We start from the raw sequence: 14930 nt of genomic DNA, 5'->3' as shown, positions 1-14930 counted from the left end.
ACGACGACGAAAGGTAGGGAAGACATGGCCCGCGCCGTTCTGCGCAAGGCGACCCTGGCGATCGGACTGGCAGCCGCGATTGTGGCCGCGCCGGCCGCCGCCCAGATGATGTCGGAAGGATACGAGTTCCTGGAAGCCGTGCGCGAGCGCGACGGAACCAAGGTCACCGAAGCGCTCAGCCAGCCGGGTGCGGTCGTGGTCAATGCCCGCGACATCTCCACCGGGCAGACCGCGCTGCATATCGTGACCGAGCGGCGCGATCCGGTGTGGATCCGCTTCCTGACCGCCAAGGGCGCCAATCCCAACGTGCGCGACAAGGCCGGCAATACCCCGCTGTCGATCGCGGTGCGGCTCGGCCTCGTTGAAGGGGCGAAGGAACTGATCGAAGCCGGCGCGCATGTCGACGTGACCAGCGCGACCGGCGAGACGCCGCTGATCGCGGCGATCCACCGGCGCGACATGGCGATGGTCCGGCTCCTGCTGGAGAAGGGGGCCAACCCCGGCCGGACCGACAACTCGGGCCGCTCCGCGCGCGACTATGCCGAACTGCTCGGCTCCGACACCCGCATCGCCGAAGCCATCGCCGCGGCCGACGAGACGAAGGCCGCGAGCGGCCCGAGCTACGGGCCGAGGTTCTGATATGGCGCTCTCCGCCGACCTGACGCTCGACGAACTGCGGCTCGCGCTGGCGCCCGCGGTCGCCGATTCGGCGATCTTCGACGGCTGGACCGACGAGGCCGTGCGCGTGGCGGCGGAGATCGAAGGCGTCGATCCCGACGTCGCCGCGCTCGCCTACCCTGGCGGGGCGATGGACATGATCGCCGCGTGGTTCGAATCGATCGATGCGGCGATGGCCGCGGCGCTGCCGCCCGAACGGCTCGCAGCCATGAAGATCCGCGCGCGAATCGCAGGGCTGGTCCAGGCGCGGCTCGATGCCATGCTCGGCCGCGAGGAAGCGCTGCGGCGCGCGCTGTCGATCATGGCCATGCCGCAGAACGCGGCGCGCAGCCTCAAGCTCGGCTGGCGCAGCGCCGACGTCATGTGGCGGCTCGCCGGCGATACGGCGACCGATTACAACCACTATACCAAGCGGGCACTCCTCGCCTCGATCTACGCCGCGACCGTGGCCGTGTTCGTCGACGACGAGAGCGAGGCCAAGGCCGAGACGCGCGCCTTCCTCGGCCGGCGAATCGACGGCGTCATGCGGTTCGAGAAGGCCAAGGCGCAGCTCCTGAACAGTGGCGGCGACGGGTTCAACGTGGCGCGATTCCTCGGGCGGCTGCGCTATCCGGCGCGCTAGCCCGGAAGCTCTATTGATAATCAGTTGCAAATGGGGCGCGCATCCCATAGCGGGCTAGGCATGACACTCGACCAGCTCGATCGCGGCCAGCGAGCGACCGTCCTATCGGTCGACTGGGCCACTCTCGCCCCCGAAGATGCGAAGCGCCTGCAGGCGATGGGGCTCGACCAGGGCGCGCACGTGGCGGTGGCGCATCGCGGCGTGTTCGGCGGCGTCGATCCGCTTACCGTGACCGTCGGCCGCATGACCGTGGCCGTGCGCCGCGTCCATGCGGCGGCGATGACGGTGCAAGCGATATGACCCGCCAGCGCAGGGCCGCCCTCGTCGGCAATCCCAATTCGGGCAAGAGCGCGCTGTTCAACGCGCTCACCGGCGCGCGGCAGAAGATCGCCAACTATCCGGGCGTCACGGTGGAGCGCAAGGCGGGCCGGCTGATCCTGCCCTCGGGCGCGCCGGTCGAGCTGATCGACCTCCCGGGCAGCTATTCGTTCGACGCGGCGAGCCCGGACGAGGAAGTCACGCGCAAGGTCATCCACGGCGAGTTTCCCGGCGAAGCCCTGCCCGAAGTGCTGGTCCTGGTGCTCGACGCCGCCAATCTCGAACAGCACCTCGTGTTCGCGCAGGAAGTGATCGCGCTGGGGCGGCCGACGGTGATCGCGCTCAACATGCTCGACCTCGCCGAGCGCGACGGGCTGACGCTCGACCCGGCCGCGCTCGAGAAGGCGCTCGGCGTTCCGGTGATCCCGACCGTCGCGGTGCGGCGCAAGGGGCTGACCGAGCTCGCCGAAGCGATCGAGCAGGCGGACGTGCGCGCTGCCGCCGATCCGTCTCCGGCCGTCCCGGGGCCGGCCACGACTTTGCCCGAGCGGCGGCAGACCGCGCGGAAGGTGGCGAAAGCGGCGACAGTCGCCGAGTCGGCCGAGCATCGCATCCACGCGCAAGTCGACCGGGTGCTGCTGCACCCCTGGATCGGCCCAGTGATCCTGTTCGCGATCCTGTTCGTGATGTTCCAGGCGGTCTTCGCCTGGGCGACGCCGTTCGCCGACGGGCTCGAGGCTGCAGTGACCGCGATCTCCGACTGGGTGATAGCGACCTTCTCCGGCGGTTTCCTGCGCGACCTGGTGACCCAGGGCATTCTTGCCGGCGTCGGCTCGGTGGTCGTGTTCCTGCCGCAGATCGTGATCCTGTTCGCCTTCATCCTGGTGATGGAGGCGAGCGGCTACATGGCGCGCGCGGCCTTCATCATGGACCGGATGATGGCCGGCGTCGGCCTGTCGGGCAAAAGCTTCATTCCGCTGCTCTCCAGCTTCGCCTGCGCCATCCCGGGGATCATGGCGACGCGCAGCATCGCCGACCCGAAGGACCGGCTGACGACGATCCTGATCGCGCCGCTGATGACCTGCTCCGCCCGGCTGCCGGTCTATGCGCTGATCATCGCGGCGGTGATCCCGCAGACCACGGTGGGCGCGGGCATCGGGCTGCAGGGCCTCGTGCTGTTCGCGCTCTATCTCGCCGGCATTGTCGGGGCGATGGCGGCGGCGCTGCTGCTGCGCCGCACGGTGACCGAAGGGGCCGCGAGCGGCTTCATCATGGAGATGCCGCGCTATCAGATGCCGCGCCTGCGCGATCTCGCGATCGGGCTGTGGCAGCGCGCTTGGATATTCCTGCGCCGCGCGGGCACGATCATCTTCGCCGCCACGATCGCGCTTTGGGTGCTGCTGAGTTTCCCCCAGGCCGACCCGGGCGAGAGCCAGATCGACGCCTCGTTCGCCGGTATGGTCGCCGACGGGGTTCATGTCGTGGTCGAGCCGATCGGGTTCAACCGCGAGATGGCGCTGGCGCTGGTGCCGGCGATGGCGGCGCGCGAGGTCGCCGTGTCCTCGCTCGCGACCACTTATGCGGTCGCTTCGGAGGACGAGGAGCAGACCGCGCTCGCGCTCGAGCACGAGGTCGCGGCGCGCTGGAGCCTGCCGACGGCGCTCGCCTTCCTGGCGTGGTTCGTGTTCGCGCCGCAGTGCCTCTCGACCATCGCCGTCGCGCGGCGGGAGACGAACGGGTGGAAGTGGCCGGCGTTCATGGTCGGCTACCTGTTCGCGCTCGCCTATGTCTTCGCGGGGCTGACGTACTGGATCGCGGTGGCGCTGGGGCTGTAGCCGCTTTCGGGCGAAAATATCCTCAGGATTGGCCCGTTCTCGGGGTGGCGCGGCTTCGGCCCATTGGTTAAGCCGTTCGCCACACCCGAAAGAGGAAAGCGAATCCATGGCCGGCAGCCTCAACAAAGTCATGATCATCGGCAACCTCGGCGCCGATCCCGAAGTGCGCGAGTTCCAGAACGGCGGCGCGGTGTGCAATCTGCGCATCGCGACCAGCGAGCAGTGGAAGGACCGCAACTCCGGCGAACGGCAGGAGCGGACCGAGTGGCACAGCGTGGCGATCTTCTCCGAAGGGCTGATCAACGTCGCCAAGAACTACCTGCGCAAGGGCAGCAAGGTCTACATCGAAGGCCAGCTCCAGACCCGCAAATGGCAGGATCAGAACGGGCAGGACCGCTATTCGACCGAGATCGTGCTGCGCGGCTTCAACGGCACGCTGACCATGCTCGACGGCGCACCGGGCGCAGGCGGGGGTAGTGGCGGTGGCGGCGGCCAGCGTAGCGGCGGTGGCGGCTGGGACCGCGGCGGCGCTGCAGGCGGCAACGACGGCGGCTGGAACCAGGGCGGCGGCGGCCAGGGCTCGGGCGGCGGTCAGGGCGGCGGGCAGGGCTCGGGTTCGGGCGGCGGCTCCAACTTCGACGACCTGGACGACGATATTCCATTCTGAGGGCTGCCGGGTCGCCTTTGTAGCGGCGCGATCGGCTGGCCCTGCGTGACGCGGCTAGCGCCCGTCGAACAGCAACTTCACATAGTCGTGCAACAGCCGCGCCTGGCGGCCGACCACCTCCTTGTCGTTCAAGGCGCGAGAGGTGACGATTGCACCGTCCGCGACGACGCTGAAGTGGTCGGCGAGCGCCACGAGGTCGGTCTCGATCTTGGGCGGGTAGCGATCGGCGATCCGGCTCAGCCAGTCGTGGAAGCGTTCGCGCCAGAGGAGGATCGCCTCGGAGGCCATCGCCGAGACCTCCCGGTTGAAGGCGCGGTCCTGGTAGATCACCGATGCGACCAGGCAGCCCGGATGGACGTTGGGCAGGTCGTCCATCATCTCGGCGAAGAGCCTGAGGAAGATCAGGAAGCTCTGCAGCGGATCGTCCGAGAGCGTCCGCGCACGCTCCGCGAGTTCATCGAGAAGTTCGCTGTCGCGCTCGACGAAACGGGCGACGAGTTGCATCGCCAGGTCGTCCTTGTCGCGAAAGTGATAGAAGAAACCGCTCTTGGTGATTCCCGTGGCTTCGACCAGCTCGTCGATCGAGGTCGCGGCGAATCCCTTGCGCAGCACCGCTTCTTCCGCGAAGTCCATCAGCCGCTGACGCGTGCGTTCGCCCTTGGTCGGCTCGGCGGACTGTACCGCCGGTCGGTTCTTCGGCTCGAGAGTGCCGTGCATCGCCACGCTCCGTTCCCTGCGGCCTGAAAACAGGCCTGCCAAAACAGCAGTTTGCCGGGCTCTTCGAATCAACCGACCATGGGCCCGCTAGATTGGGTCGCGGACCCGCCGGTAGATTGTGCCCACTTTTCGACGCGACCACCGTGCACCTTCTACCACACTTCTGCCCGTGGTGGGAGGCCGCCCCGGCTCGCGCCGTTCAACCGACACGGAGGACACGAGATGACCGACACTTTGACGGCTACGCCAATCACGGGCCACGACCTGCCGCAGCTCCAGGGCAAACTATTCCTGACCGATGGCGGTCTGGAGACCACGCTGCTTTTCCAGGACGGGGTGGACCTCGCCTGCTTCGCTGCCATCGACATGCTGCGCAGGCCGGGCGGCCGCGCGCATCTGGAGCGCTATTTCGAAACGTATCTGGCGATCGCCAAGGAGGCGAAGGCCGGTTTCGTGCTGGAAAGCGCAACCTGGCGGTCGAGCCGCGACTGGGCGGAACCGCTCGGCATGTCGTTGGGAGAACTCGCGGCATACAACCACGAGGCGATCCACATGCTGGCCGATCTGCGGGCGCGGCATGAGACGGCGGAGTGCCCGATCGTGGTGAGCGGCTGCATCGGCCCGCGCGGCGACGGTTACAACCCGGCGGAGATCATGGGTGTGCAGGAAGCCCGCGAGTACCATTCGTGGCAGGCCCGAACGTTCGGGGAGGCCGGTGCGGATATGATCGCCGGAATTACGATCACCAATGTCCCCGAGGCCATCGGGATCGTGCAGGCAGCGCAGGAGGCGGGCTTGCCCTCGGCCATCTCGTTCACGGTCGAGACCGACTCGCGGCTGCCGACCGGCGATACGCTGGAGCAGGCCATTGCCGCAGTCGATCAGGCTACGGGCGGTGGGCCGGCCTACTACATGGTCAATTGCGCGCATCCCTCCCACTTCAGCCCGGCGCTGCTCGCCGGCGGCGAGTGGACCAAGCGGATCAAGGGCTTGCGCGCCAATGCCTCGCGGCTCAGCCACGCCGAACTCGACGGCATGGAGGAACTCGACGCCGGCAATCCGGCAGAGTTTGGCCGCGAATACGGTGAACTGGTCACCGCGCTGCCGCATCTTGCGGTACTCGGCGGCTGCTGTGGCACCGATCACCGCCACATCGCCGCGATCGCGGAGGCCGCGGCGCGCTAGGCTACGGCCGGTCTTCTACTCCTCGCGCGGGCGGGGACCAGCCCGGCGGTGCCCGCCTTTGCCCGATCTCCTGGAGCCGCTCAGTCCTTCTTCAGCGCCCTGAGCGCTTCGGCCAGCGGGCCGGTGGCGCCTTCCTCGAGGAGGCCGGCTTCCTTGCGCACCGTATCGGCGTTCGGACCGGTCGCGTAGGGATCGATCGCGAGGCCGAGCGACTGGGCGACCGCTTCGCCGAGATCGAAGGCGTCGCCGGTGTACTCGATCTCGTCGAGCTCGCTTTCGTCGAGCTCGATCTCTTCGTCGGGCACGCTGCGGAGGGCTCCAGGGACGAAGCGCAGGGCGATCGGCTCGTCTATGCGGACCGGAAAATCCTCGCCCGAAATTCCGCAGGTCTGGACGATGTCCGCCTCGAGCCGGCCCGACACGGCCACATCCTCGCCTTCGCGCTCCAGCGTGACATCGGCCGCGAGCCGGTCCACCGCAACGATCCCGAAGCGCTCGGCCAGCGCGGCGCGTTCTTCGGCGTTCGCTTCGATCCGAATGGGGCGGGCGTCGATCTGGCGCAGCTTGACGATCCGAGACAGCTCGCTCTCGATCATCGTGCGATCTCCGCCCGCAGCAGCGCCTCGGCCGGGGTTTCCTGCAAGGTGCGGTGGAGCGCGCGCAGCCGCTCGGCGACGCAGCTCGCGCTGCCGCCGTCGCCGAACGTGACGTTGCGGGTCACGGCGTCGGTCAGCGCCGCATCGCCGGTGTTCGCGAGCCCCGCGCGGTAGGCGCCGATGCGGCCGCCGAGCGCGCTCATCAGCTTGCCCATGCGCTTGCCGAGCGTCGGATCGCCGATCCCCTGCTGGCGGAGCTGGCCCTCGATATCTTCGACGAACAGCTCGGTCAGCAGCGCAGCCTGTGCGCGCAGGCTCTCGTCGCGCTCCATCCGCACGATCACTGCCGCGAGCACGGCGGAGAGCATGTCGAAGCGCCCCTCCTGCGTGTCGGCGACGCCGCAATCGGCGTACCACTGCGGCTCGCGCGCGATCGCCACGATCCCGCGCCACAACGGCACGAACCGGTCCTTGGGATCGGTCTGCGGACCGAAGATTTTCGCAAGCAGTGACATGGCCGTTCGTGTTCGTCCCAAAGTTCGTCAGGTGTCCGGTTCGATGTTCAGGGGCAATTCAACCCCGCCGCCGCACAGCGCGCAAGCGGCAAAGTTGCAAGCACGCGCGCATCGCCGTAAGGCTCGCGCCGATAGAAGGTTTCGCCGCGCCTTGCAAAAGGCGTGTGCGCCGATTTCGGAAGGTTTCTCGATGCAGGCAGGTAAGGCTTTGGGCGTGGCGGCGGTTGTGGCGGCGCTGGCCCTGGGCGGGTGTAGCGCGATCCGCGAGAATCGCGGTTACATCCAGGACGCGACGCTCGTGTCCGCGATCCAGCCCGGCATCGACAACGAACGCTCGGTCGCGGCTACGCTCGGCCGGCCGAGCTTCACCAGCCAGTTCGGCGACGAGACCTGGTACTATGTCTCCAGCACCACCGGCCGCCGGCCGTTCGTGCGCCCGACGATCCGCCAGCATTCGGTTCTCGCGGTGAAGTTCGACGCCGCGGGCAATGTCGTCGCGACCGAGCAGTCCGGGCTGGAAGACGTCGTCTATCTCAGCCCCGACGGCAAGGAGACGCCGACGCTCGGCCGCGAACGCGGATTCTTCGAGGACCTGTTCGGCAACATCGGCCAGGTCGGCACGCCGGGTGTCGGCGGCGGCGCGGGCGGACCCGGCGTCTGAGCCGATTTCCGGCGGCACTGGTTTCCTTGACCGCCGCGCGCGCCACCCCATATCGCGCGGCATGGACGAGAACGCGGCGAGTCACGGCCTGATCCAGTGGCACGGCACCACCATCATCGGGGTCAGCAAGAACGGCAAGACCGTCGTCGCCGGCGACGGCCAGGTCTCCATGGGCAACACGGTGATGAAGCCCAATGCACGCAAGGTTCGCCGCATCGGCAAGGACGGCGCGGTGGTCGCAGGTTTCGCCGGCGCGACGGCGGATGCCTTCACCCTGTTCGAACGGTTGGAAAAGAAGCTCGAGCAATATAGCGGGCAGCTCATGCGCGCCGCGGTCGAGCTCGCCAAGGACTGGCGGACCGACAAGTACCTCCGCAACCTCGAAGCGCTGATGATCGTCGCCGACAAGGACACCCTGCTCGTGCTGACCGGCAACGGCGACGTGCTGGAGCCCGAGGCGGGGATCGCCGCGATCGGTTCCGGCGGCAACTACGCGCTCGCTGCCGCCCGCGCGCTCGACGCCTACGAAGACGATGCCGAGCAGATCGCGCGCAAGGCGATGGCGGTCGCGGCGGATATCTGTGTGTTCACCAACGGCAATGTGACGGTGGAGACGGTCTAAGCCCTCTCCCCTCAGGGAGAGGGTTGGGAGAGGGGCAATGCGACCCCCCCTCTCAACTCCGACTAGCCTGCTGCGCAGCCAAGTCTCCGTATCTCTCCCCTGAAGGGGAGAGAGCAATGGGAAGAAAATGACCGAAGCACTTACCCCCAAGGCGATCGTCGCCGCTCTCGACGAGCACATCATCGGGCAGAAGGAAGCGAAGCGCGCGGTGGCCGTGGCGCTGCGCAATCGCTGGCGCCGCCAGCGGCTCTCGTCCGATCTGCGCGACGAGGTGACGCCCAAGAACATCCTGATGATCGGCCCGACCGGCTGCGGCAAGACCGAGATCAGCCGGCGCCTGGCCAAGCTGGCCGATGCGCCGTTCGTGAAGGTCGAGGCGACCAAGTTCACCGAGGTCGGTTACGTCGGCCGCGACGTCGAGCAGATCGCGCGCGACCTTGTCGAGGAAGCGATCCGGCTGGAGAAGGACCGCCGCCGGGAGGCTGTGCGCGAGGCAGCGAGCAAGGCGGCGATGGACCGGCTGCTCAAGGCGCTCGTCGGCGAAAACGCCAGCGAAGCCACCCGCGAATCGTTCCGCGAGCGGATCGTCCAGAACGCTATGAACGAGGTCGAAGTCGAGATCGAGGTGGAGGAGGCGCCGCAGATGCCCTTCGACCTCGGCGGCATGGGCGGCAACGTGGGCATGATCAACTTGTCCGACATGCTCGGCAAGGCGATGGGCAAGACGCCGATGAAGCGGCGCAAGCTCAAGGTGCCGGACGCCTGGGACAAGCTGGTCGAGGAAGAAGCCGAGAAGCGCATGGACCAGGACGACGTCGCCCGGGTCGCGCTTGAGAACGCCGAAACCAACGGCATCGTGTTCCTCGACGAGATCGACAAGATTGCCGTCTCCGACGTGCGCGGCGGTTCGGTCAGCCGCGAGGGCGTGCAGCGCGACCTGCTGCCGCTGATCGAAGGCACCACGGTGTCGACCAAGTACGGGCCGATGAAGACCGACCACGTGCTGTTCATCGCCAGCGGCGCGTTCCATCTGGCCAAGCCCTCGGACATGCTGCCCGAACTCCAAGGCCGCCTGCCGATCCGGGTGGAGCTGCGCGCGCTGACCGAGGAGGATTTCGTGCGCATCCTGTCGGAAACGCGCGCGAATCTGGTGGCACAGTACAAGGCGCTGCTGGGCACCGAGCAGGTGACGCTCGAACTCGGCGACGATGCAGTGCGCGAGATCGCCCGGATCGCCGCACGGGTGAACGAGAGCATCGAGAACATCGGCGCTCGCCGCCTGCAGACGGTGATGGAAAAGCTGCTCGAGGAACTGAGCTTCGAGGCCGAGGACCGCCAGGGCGAGACGGTGACGATCGATGCCGCCTATGTCCGCGAGCGGCTCGAGGACCTCGCGGCCGACAGCGATCTTTCGAAGTACATCTTGTAGCGCGGCTGCGTACCCGATATGTTCTCTCCCTCGAATCGAGGGAGAAATGTCATGACGGGCGGCAGATGCCATTGCGGTGCGGTGCGTTACCGGGTTGAGGGCGAGCCGAAGCACGTTTCGGTCTGCCATTGCGAGGACTGCCGCCGCTGCGCCGGCGCGGCCGGCGTCGCCTGGATGGCAGTCGCGAGCGACGAGTTCACGATCGCCGAGGGCGAGCCTGCGCTGTACCGATCCTCGGCCGATGCCGAGCGCTATTTCTGCGGTGCTTGCGGAACCGGGCTCTATTACGTGAACGAGAAGGTGCTGCCGGGGCTGGTGGACATCCAGACCGCGACGCTCGACGATCCGGAGAACTATCCGCCGCAGATTCACGTGCAGGTGGCGGACGAGCTCCCGTGGGAGGCGACACTGGGCGAGCTGCCGCGGTTCGAGCGGTATCCGGGGTAGTTCCTTCGCTCCTCCCCATTTTCGCATAGCGCTAATGGGGGAGGACCTTCGCTGGTCACTCCGCCGCTTCGCTGACTTCGCTCTCAGCCTGCTGGCGGCGCCACATCTCTGCATAGAGGCCGTCCGCGCGCAGCAGCGCGGAGTGGCTGCCGCGTTCGGCGAGGCGGCCGTGCTCCATCACCAGGATCTCGTCGGCGTCGGCAATGGTCGAGAGGCGGTGCGCGATCGACAGGCTGGTGCGGTTCTCGCTCACCCGGTGGAGCGTGGCGAGGATGTCCTGCTCGGTGCGCGAATCGAGTGCGCTGGTCGCTTCGTCGAGCAGCAGGATCGGCGGGTTCTTGACCAGCGTGCGGGCGATGGCGACGCGCTGCTTCTCCCCACCCGATAGCTTAAGGCCGCGCTCGCCGACTTCGGTTTCGAACCCGTCGGGCAGGCGCTCGATCAGCGGCATGATCGCAGCGTCGCGCGCGGCGCGTACGATCTCGTCCTGCGTCGCGGCCCCTGTGTCGTTGGCGCGGCCGTAGGCGATGTTGTAGCCGATCGTATCGTTGAACAGCACGCTGTCCTGCGGGACGATGCCGATCGCGGCGCGCAAGCTGGCTTGCGTGACCTGGGTGATGTCCTGCCCGTCGATCAGGACCCGGCCCGACAACGGATCGTAGAAGCGGAACAGCAGCCGGGCGATCGTGCTCTTGCCCGCGCCCGAGGGGCCGACGATCGCCACGTGCGCGCCGGCGGGCACTTCGAAGCTGAGCCCGTGAAGGATCGTCCGCCCCGGATCGTAGCCGAACACGACATTGTCGAACGCGATGCTCGGCCGGCGGACGACCAGCGCGGGTGCGCCGGGCGTGTCCTCGACTTCCGCCTCGGTGTCGATCAGCTCGAACATGGCGGCCATGTCGATCAGCCCCTGTCGCACGGTGCGGTAAACCCAGCCGAGCATGTCGAGCGGGCGGAAGAGCTGCGCGAGGTACGTGTTGACGAAGACGAGGTCGCCGGTGGTCAGTTCGCCCTGGCTCCAGCCCCAGACGGTATAGGCCATTGCGCCGCCCATCAGCAGGTTGGTGATCAGCGACTGCGTGACGTTGAGCAGGCCGAGCGAGTTTTCACTGCGGATCGCCGCTTCGGCATAGGCGCGCGCGGCGCGGCCGTAGCGCTCGCGCTCCCGCCCTTCAGCGCCGAAGTACTTCACCGTCTCGTAGTTGAGGAGCGAATCGACCGCGCGCGAGAGCGCCAGGCCGTCGAGATCGTTCATCTCCTTGCGCAGCTTGGTGCGCCATTCGGTGATCCAGCGCGTCACCGCGACGTAAGCCGCGACCGTCACCGCGGTCGCGAGCACCAAGCCCCAGCCGAAGTGGAAGTAGAAGATCACCGCGACCGCGAGGAGCTCGATCACCGTCGGCGCGATGTTGAAGAGCAGGAAGTAGAGCATCGAGTCGATGCTCTTGGTGCCGCGCTCGACCACCTTGGTGACCTCGCCCGTTCGGCGCGAGAGGTGGAAGCGCAGCGAAAGGCGATGGAGCCGGGCGAAGGTATCCTCGGCAAGATGCCGGGTCGCTTCCTGCCCCACGCGCTCGAACGCGACGTTGCGCGCGTTGTCGAACCCGACCGAGGCGAAACGGCCAGCGGCGTAGGCGATGACGAAAGCGAGCGCGACCATCGCCGCCTCGTTCGCCGGCGTCGTCATCGCGTCGACCGCCCGCTTGTAGGCGTAGGGGAGCGCGAGGGTGACGGCCTTCGCCGCGAGCACCAGCAGCAGCGCGATCACAATCCGCCGCCGCAGCGCGGCATTGTCGCGGGGCCAGAGATAGGGGAGGAACCGCCGGATCGTCGCCCACCCGTCGTGATTGGCGGGGGCGGGGGAGGGGGCGGCGGGCGGCATCGCGCGCCTATGTGGCGACGCCGCTCCGCCGGTGCAATGGACGGGGCTGGCTAGAAGCGGGTCGGTATGCCGCCGAAGCGCAGCCCGCGGTTACCTGAAGCGTATCCCCGCGGCATGTCGAACAGCACCGTGCGCGATTCGAAGTCGATCGCCACCCGGTCGAACAGGCGCAGGTCGCGCATGCCGAGGATCAGCGCCGGCCTTCGGTCAAGCCCCAGTGCGGCGAACGCGGGCCCGTCGGCGAAGGCGATCGGCAGGTTCTGGATCACGAACTCGTCTATCTTGACCGAATCGACGAAATCGAGATCGCCGACGAGATCGACCCCATGGACATCGGTAGAGCGCACCTGCTCCAGCTTTTTCGCCCGCAGCCGCTCCTGCAACTCGCGATTGCCGAGATTGCCCTGCGCGCCGGTGTCGATCACCACAGCGGTCTTCACCCCGTCGATCCGCGCGTCGGCGATTATCAGCCGGCCGAGCTTGTGCCGTGCGCGCACCACGATCTCATAGCCGCGGTTGCCGCCGAGCGCCTCGGCATCGTCGACCGCGATCGTGCCTTCGCGGAAGTCGATCAGCACGCGCAGATCCTGCAGGCTATCGAGGCCGATGATGCCGTCGGCGCCGACATGCTGCGCCTCGAGCAGCGGGGCGTGGAGGTCGTCGAACGTCCGCGCAGCGAATTCGAGCCCGTTGAGCTCGACGAGCTGGACCTGCTGCGAGCTCGCCATGCCGACCACGGTGGCATGGCCGAGCGGCTTGAGGCCGAGCCGGTCGCTGAGCCCGCGGGTGACGACCGTCGCCTGGGCGCCTGTATCGATCATGAAACGAAACGGGCCCTGGCCCTCGATCGTCACCGGCACCGTCATGCGCTGATAGTAGTCGGTCATGCTCTCGATGGTCTCGCCCGCGGCGCCGGCCATCTTGTCGAGCAGGGCGGCCGAATCGGCCGGTGTGGGCGCGGGAACGGGTGTCGCCACAGGCGCGGGCGGCTCGGCAGGCTCGGGCGTCGATATCTGGATCAGCGCACCGGCGGCGAAAACTAGGAGCGACATGACGATCTCCCATTCGACAGATCGTGCACAGCATACCACAGGGCGTTCACCGCTACCAATGGTGGTTCGGCAGCGGGCTGTCTCCGGTCAGGCGTGCGTGGCGCCGAGCGGCGCAGTGACCTCCGGCGCGGCGTCGGGCTGGCGGCGCAGCATCGCCCAGGCGTCGCGCACGACTCCCGGCCAGACGAACCATAGCGTCAGCATATAGGTGATCGCCCCCGCCGCCCCGAGCACGGCAAGCTGCGCGATCGGATACCAACCGGCGACCGAGCTGCGCAGCGCCAGAACGGCAACCGCCATCAGCGCGGACGCAGCTGCGACGGGTGTGATCGCCGTGAGCAAGTCACGGAGACGGACGCCGATCGCGGGTAGCGTCAGCGTCAGCGTGACGGCCAGCAGCGTGGGCGCCGCGACCCACCAGGCGTGGACCAGTCCCATCGGGCCGAATCGGATCCCGATCAGGAACAGTACGGGAAAGATCACCGCGCCGCAGAGCGCCGTCGTCAGATAGATTCGCGGCCGGCCGATCGCATTGGTCGTCGGCGAGCAGATGATCTGCAGCGCGAAGAAGGGCATCGCAAGCGCCAGCCCGGCGACGAAGGGCGCCATCTCCGCCCACTTCTCCCCGAATAGGGTGAGAATGGCCGGCTCGGCGGTGAGCGAGAGCCCGACATAGATCGGCGCCACCACCAGCAGCACCATGCGCACGGTGCGAAGGAAGTAGGGAGCGAGCGCATGCCCAGCCTTGTGCAACTCGGCATAGGCGGGGAAGGCGACTTCGTTGATCGGCGGCAGGAACCGCCCGGTCACGATCAGGGTGAGGAACAGCGCTTCGGAGTAGAGGCCGAGATCGTGCGTCTCCAGCGCGCGGCCCGCGATCACGATGTCGCTCTGGCTCTGCACGATCCAGAAGAACTGGCACAGCGTCAGCGCGCCGCCGAAGGTGATGAGGTCGCCCGCGCCGCGCAGGTCGAACACCGGTTTCACCAGCAGGCGCGCAGCGAGAGTCAGCCCGATGGCGCGGGTCAGGTACATGGCGATCGGCGCATAGACGAGCGCCCAGACGCCGAACCCGTACCACGCGAGTACGAGCGCGGTGCTCGCCCCGACCAGCGCGCAAAGGAGATTCACCAGCCCCTGACTGCGGAACTCGATCCGCCGCGCGAGCAGCTCCTGCTGCAGGGCGGAAAAGGGAATGGTCAGGAAGATGATCGCCTGCACGCGCAGCATGTGCGCGATCACCGGCTGGTTGTAATAGTCGGCCGCGAGCGGAGCCATCAGGAACTGGGTCGCCGCCAGCCCGCCGTTGAGCATCAGCAGAAGCGCGAAGACCTGCCCGATTCGTCGCTCGTCGACACGCTCGGCCTGGATCAGCGAGGTCGCGAAGCTCTGTCCGTTGAGGAAGGCGAGGGCGGTAATCACCGTCTGCGCCATCGCGAACAGGCCATAATCGGTGGGCGAGAGGAGTCGCACGACCAGAATCGTCGAGGTCCAGGTGATCGCCTGCGCGAGCACCTGCGTGCCCCAGCGCCACGCGACCGCGCTGCGCACGCGTTGTGCGAAGGCGCCATCGGCCGTCGGTGCCGGCGAGGGAATCGTCTCATTCATAAGGCGCGCGATAGGGCTCAAAGGTGAAGATTTGCCGCATACAGGTCTGCCGCGGGGGTAAATCGGCCGCCGCGGAGGGGCGGAATCGATCGTTCG

16 protein-coding genes are annotated in these 14930 nt (G+C 67.7%); 10 read left to right on the top strand and 6 right to left on the bottom strand.

Annotated elements, in window-relative coordinates; all coding sequences use genetic code 11:
- Window positions 1-24: 24 nt before the first annotated feature.
- The 5 genes from AC3A5N_RS02215 (at window position 25) to ssb (ending at window position 4120) form a co-directional block, all read left to right on the top strand.
- The gene (locus AC3A5N_RS02215) at window positions 25-639 is read left to right on the top strand and encodes an ankyrin repeat domain-containing protein (RefSeq protein WP_487735673.1); all 615 of its coding nucleotides are present in this window, start codon (window positions 25-27) and stop codon (window positions 637-639) included.
- A gap of 1 nt (window position 640) precedes the next feature.
- A complete protein-coding gene (locus tag AC3A5N_RS02210; RefSeq protein WP_487735672.1) occupies window positions 641-1300 on the top strand; it encodes a COQ9 family protein in 660 nt (219 codons plus the stop codon).
- Between the two features lie 60 nt (window positions 1301-1360).
- Window positions 1361-1600: a FeoA family protein gene (locus AC3A5N_RS02205; RefSeq protein WP_487735671.1), complete on the top strand. Its 240-nt coding sequence runs from the start codon at window positions 1361-1363 to the stop codon at window positions 1598-1600.
- Window positions 1597-3453, top strand: coding sequence for a ferrous iron transporter B (feoB, locus tag AC3A5N_RS02200; RefSeq protein ID WP_487735670.1), 1857 nt, complete (start codon window positions 1597-1599; stop codon window positions 3451-3453). The genes AC3A5N_RS02205 and feoB overlap by 4 nt, the downstream gene beginning before the upstream one ends.
- Window positions 3454-3559: 106 nt before the next feature.
- Window positions 3560-4120: a single-stranded DNA-binding protein gene (gene ssb, locus AC3A5N_RS02195; protein ID WP_487735669.1), complete on the top strand. Its 561-nt coding sequence runs from the start codon at window positions 3560-3562 to the stop codon at window positions 4118-4120.
- Between the two features lie 54 nt (window positions 4121-4174).
- On the opposite strand, the gene AC3A5N_RS02190 is transcribed toward ssb, so the two are convergent.
- On the bottom strand, window positions 4175-4837 hold the full coding sequence (locus AC3A5N_RS02190) for a TetR/AcrR family transcriptional regulator (RefSeq protein ID WP_487735668.1): 663 nt from the start codon (window positions 4835-4837) through the stop codon (window positions 4175-4177).
- A 222-nt stretch (window positions 4838-5059) separates the two neighbouring features.
- Here AC3A5N_RS02190 and AC3A5N_RS02185 point away from each other — a divergent pair, with 222 nt between their 5' ends.
- The gene (locus AC3A5N_RS02185; RefSeq protein ID WP_487735667.1) at window positions 5060-6022 is read left to right on the top strand and encodes a homocysteine S-methyltransferase family protein; all 963 of its coding nucleotides are present in this window, start codon (window positions 5060-5062) and stop codon (window positions 6020-6022) included.
- 80 nt (window positions 6023-6102) lie between these two features.
- Here the strand turns inward: AC3A5N_RS02185 and AC3A5N_RS02180 are convergent, their stop codons facing one another.
- Together AC3A5N_RS02180 and AC3A5N_RS02175 are read right to left on the bottom strand one after the other, a co-directional pair.
- Window positions 6103-6618, bottom strand: coding sequence for a YceD family protein (locus AC3A5N_RS02180; protein ID WP_487735666.1), 516 nt, complete (start codon window positions 6616-6618; stop codon window positions 6103-6105).
- Window positions 6615-7133 (bottom strand): ubiquinol-cytochrome C chaperone family protein, encoded by a 519-nt coding sequence (locus AC3A5N_RS02175; RefSeq protein ID WP_487735665.1) that lies wholly within the window; start codon window positions 7131-7133, stop codon window positions 6615-6617. Before AC3A5N_RS02175 ends, AC3A5N_RS02180 begins: the two co-directional genes overlap by 4 nt.
- Before the next feature lie 190 nt (window positions 7134-7323).
- Here AC3A5N_RS02175 and AC3A5N_RS02170 point away from each other — a divergent pair, with 190 nt between their 5' ends.
- From AC3A5N_RS02170 to AC3A5N_RS02155, 4 genes are all read left to right on the top strand, one after another.
- Complete coding sequence (locus AC3A5N_RS02170) at window positions 7324-7794, top strand: outer membrane protein assembly factor BamE (RefSeq protein ID WP_487735664.1); 471 nt, start codon at window positions 7324-7326, stop codon at window positions 7792-7794.
- 61 nt (window positions 7795-7855) lie between these two features.
- Entirely contained in the window at window positions 7856-8416 is a 561-nt protein-coding gene (gene hslV, locus AC3A5N_RS02165; protein ID WP_487735663.1) for an ATP-dependent protease subunit HslV, read from the top strand.
- Window positions 8417-8543: 127 nt separating this feature from the next.
- A complete protein-coding gene (gene hslU / locus AC3A5N_RS02160; protein WP_487735662.1) occupies window positions 8544-9845 on the top strand; it encodes an ATP-dependent protease ATPase subunit HslU in 1302 nt (433 codons plus the stop codon).
- A 51-nt stretch (window positions 9846-9896) separates the two neighbouring features.
- Window positions 9897-10292 carry a GFA family protein gene (locus AC3A5N_RS02155; protein WP_487735661.1) on the top strand — a complete coding sequence of 132 codons (396 nt, stop codon included), beginning with the start codon at window positions 9897-9899 and terminating at the stop codon, window positions 10290-10292.
- Between the two features lie 55 nt (window positions 10293-10347).
- On the opposite strand, the gene AC3A5N_RS02150 is transcribed toward AC3A5N_RS02155, so the two are convergent.
- From AC3A5N_RS02150 to AC3A5N_RS02140, 3 genes are all read right to left on the bottom strand, one after another.
- Window positions 10348-12174 carry an ABCB family ABC transporter ATP-binding protein/permease gene (locus AC3A5N_RS02150; protein WP_487735660.1) on the bottom strand — a complete coding sequence of 609 codons (1827 nt, stop codon included), beginning with the start codon at window positions 12172-12174 and terminating at the stop codon, window positions 10348-10350.
- 50 nt (window positions 12175-12224) lie between these two features.
- Window positions 12225-13226, bottom strand: coding sequence for a retroviral-like aspartic protease family protein (locus tag AC3A5N_RS02145; RefSeq protein WP_487735659.1), 1002 nt, complete (start codon window positions 13224-13226; stop codon window positions 12225-12227).
- A gap of 87 nt (window positions 13227-13313) precedes the next feature.
- A complete protein-coding gene (locus AC3A5N_RS02140; protein ID WP_487735658.1) occupies window positions 13314-14834 on the bottom strand; it encodes a lipopolysaccharide biosynthesis protein in 1521 nt (506 codons plus the stop codon).
- Window positions 14835-14930: the final 96 nt, after the last annotated feature.

This window comes from Pelagerythrobacter sp. Soil_C_18, from assembly GCF_057657235.1.
Note: the sequence above shows the minus strand (reverse complement) of the source record. Positions and strands in the feature narration are given on the sequence as shown.

Excerpts from the sequence above, each read along its gene's own strand:
- hslV (WP_487735663.1), top strand. The coding sequence starts at position 7,856 with ATGGACGAGAACGCGGCGAGTCACGGCCTGATCCAGTGGCACGGCACC.
- AC3A5N_RS02185 (WP_487735667.1), top strand. The coding sequence starts at position 5,060 with ATGACCGACACTTTGACGGCTACGCCAATCACGGGCCACGACCTGCCG.
- AC3A5N_RS02205 (WP_487735671.1), top strand. The coding sequence starts at position 1,361 with ATGACACTCGACCAGCTCGATCGCGGCCAGCGAGCGACCGTCCTATCG.
- AC3A5N_RS02150 (WP_487735660.1), bottom strand. The coding sequence starts at position 12,174 with ATGCCGCCCGCCGCCCCCTCCCCCGCCCCCGCCAATCACGACGGGTGG.
- ssb (WP_487735669.1), top strand. The coding sequence starts at position 3,560 with ATGGCCGGCAGCCTCAACAAAGTCATGATCATCGGCAACCTCGGCGCC.
- AC3A5N_RS02170 (WP_487735664.1), top strand. The coding sequence starts at position 7,324 with ATGCAGGCAGGTAAGGCTTTGGGCGTGGCGGCGGTTGTGGCGGCGCTG.
- AC3A5N_RS02190 (WP_487735668.1), bottom strand. The coding sequence starts at position 4,837 with ATGCACGGCACTCTCGAGCCGAAGAACCGACCGGCGGTACAGTCCGCC.
- AC3A5N_RS02180 (WP_487735666.1), bottom strand. The coding sequence starts at position 6,618 with ATGATCGAGAGCGAGCTGTCTCGGATCGTCAAGCTGCGCCAGATCGAC.
- AC3A5N_RS02155 (WP_487735661.1), top strand. The coding sequence starts at position 9,897 with ATGACGGGCGGCAGATGCCATTGCGGTGCGGTGCGTTACCGGGTTGAG.
- feoB (WP_487735670.1), top strand. The coding sequence starts at position 1,597 with ATGACCCGCCAGCGCAGGGCCGCCCTCGTCGGCAATCCCAATTCGGGC.
- hslU (WP_487735662.1), top strand. The coding sequence starts at position 8,544 with ATGACCGAAGCACTTACCCCCAAGGCGATCGTCGCCGCTCTCGACGAG.
- AC3A5N_RS02215 (WP_487735673.1), top strand. The coding sequence starts at position 25 with ATGGCCCGCGCCGTTCTGCGCAAGGCGACCCTGGCGATCGGACTGGCA.
- AC3A5N_RS02210 (WP_487735672.1), top strand. The coding sequence starts at position 641 with ATGGCGCTCTCCGCCGACCTGACGCTCGACGAACTGCGGCTCGCGCTG.
- AC3A5N_RS02175 (WP_487735665.1), bottom strand. The coding sequence starts at position 7,133 with ATGTCACTGCTTGCGAAAATCTTCGGTCCGCAGACCGATCCCAAGGAC.
- AC3A5N_RS02145 (WP_487735659.1), bottom strand. The coding sequence starts at position 13,226 with ATGTCGCTCCTAGTTTTCGCCGCCGGTGCGCTGATCCAGATATCGACG.
- AC3A5N_RS02140 (WP_487735658.1), bottom strand. The coding sequence starts at position 14,834 with ATGAATGAGACGATTCCCTCGCCGGCACCGACGGCCGATGGCGCCTTC.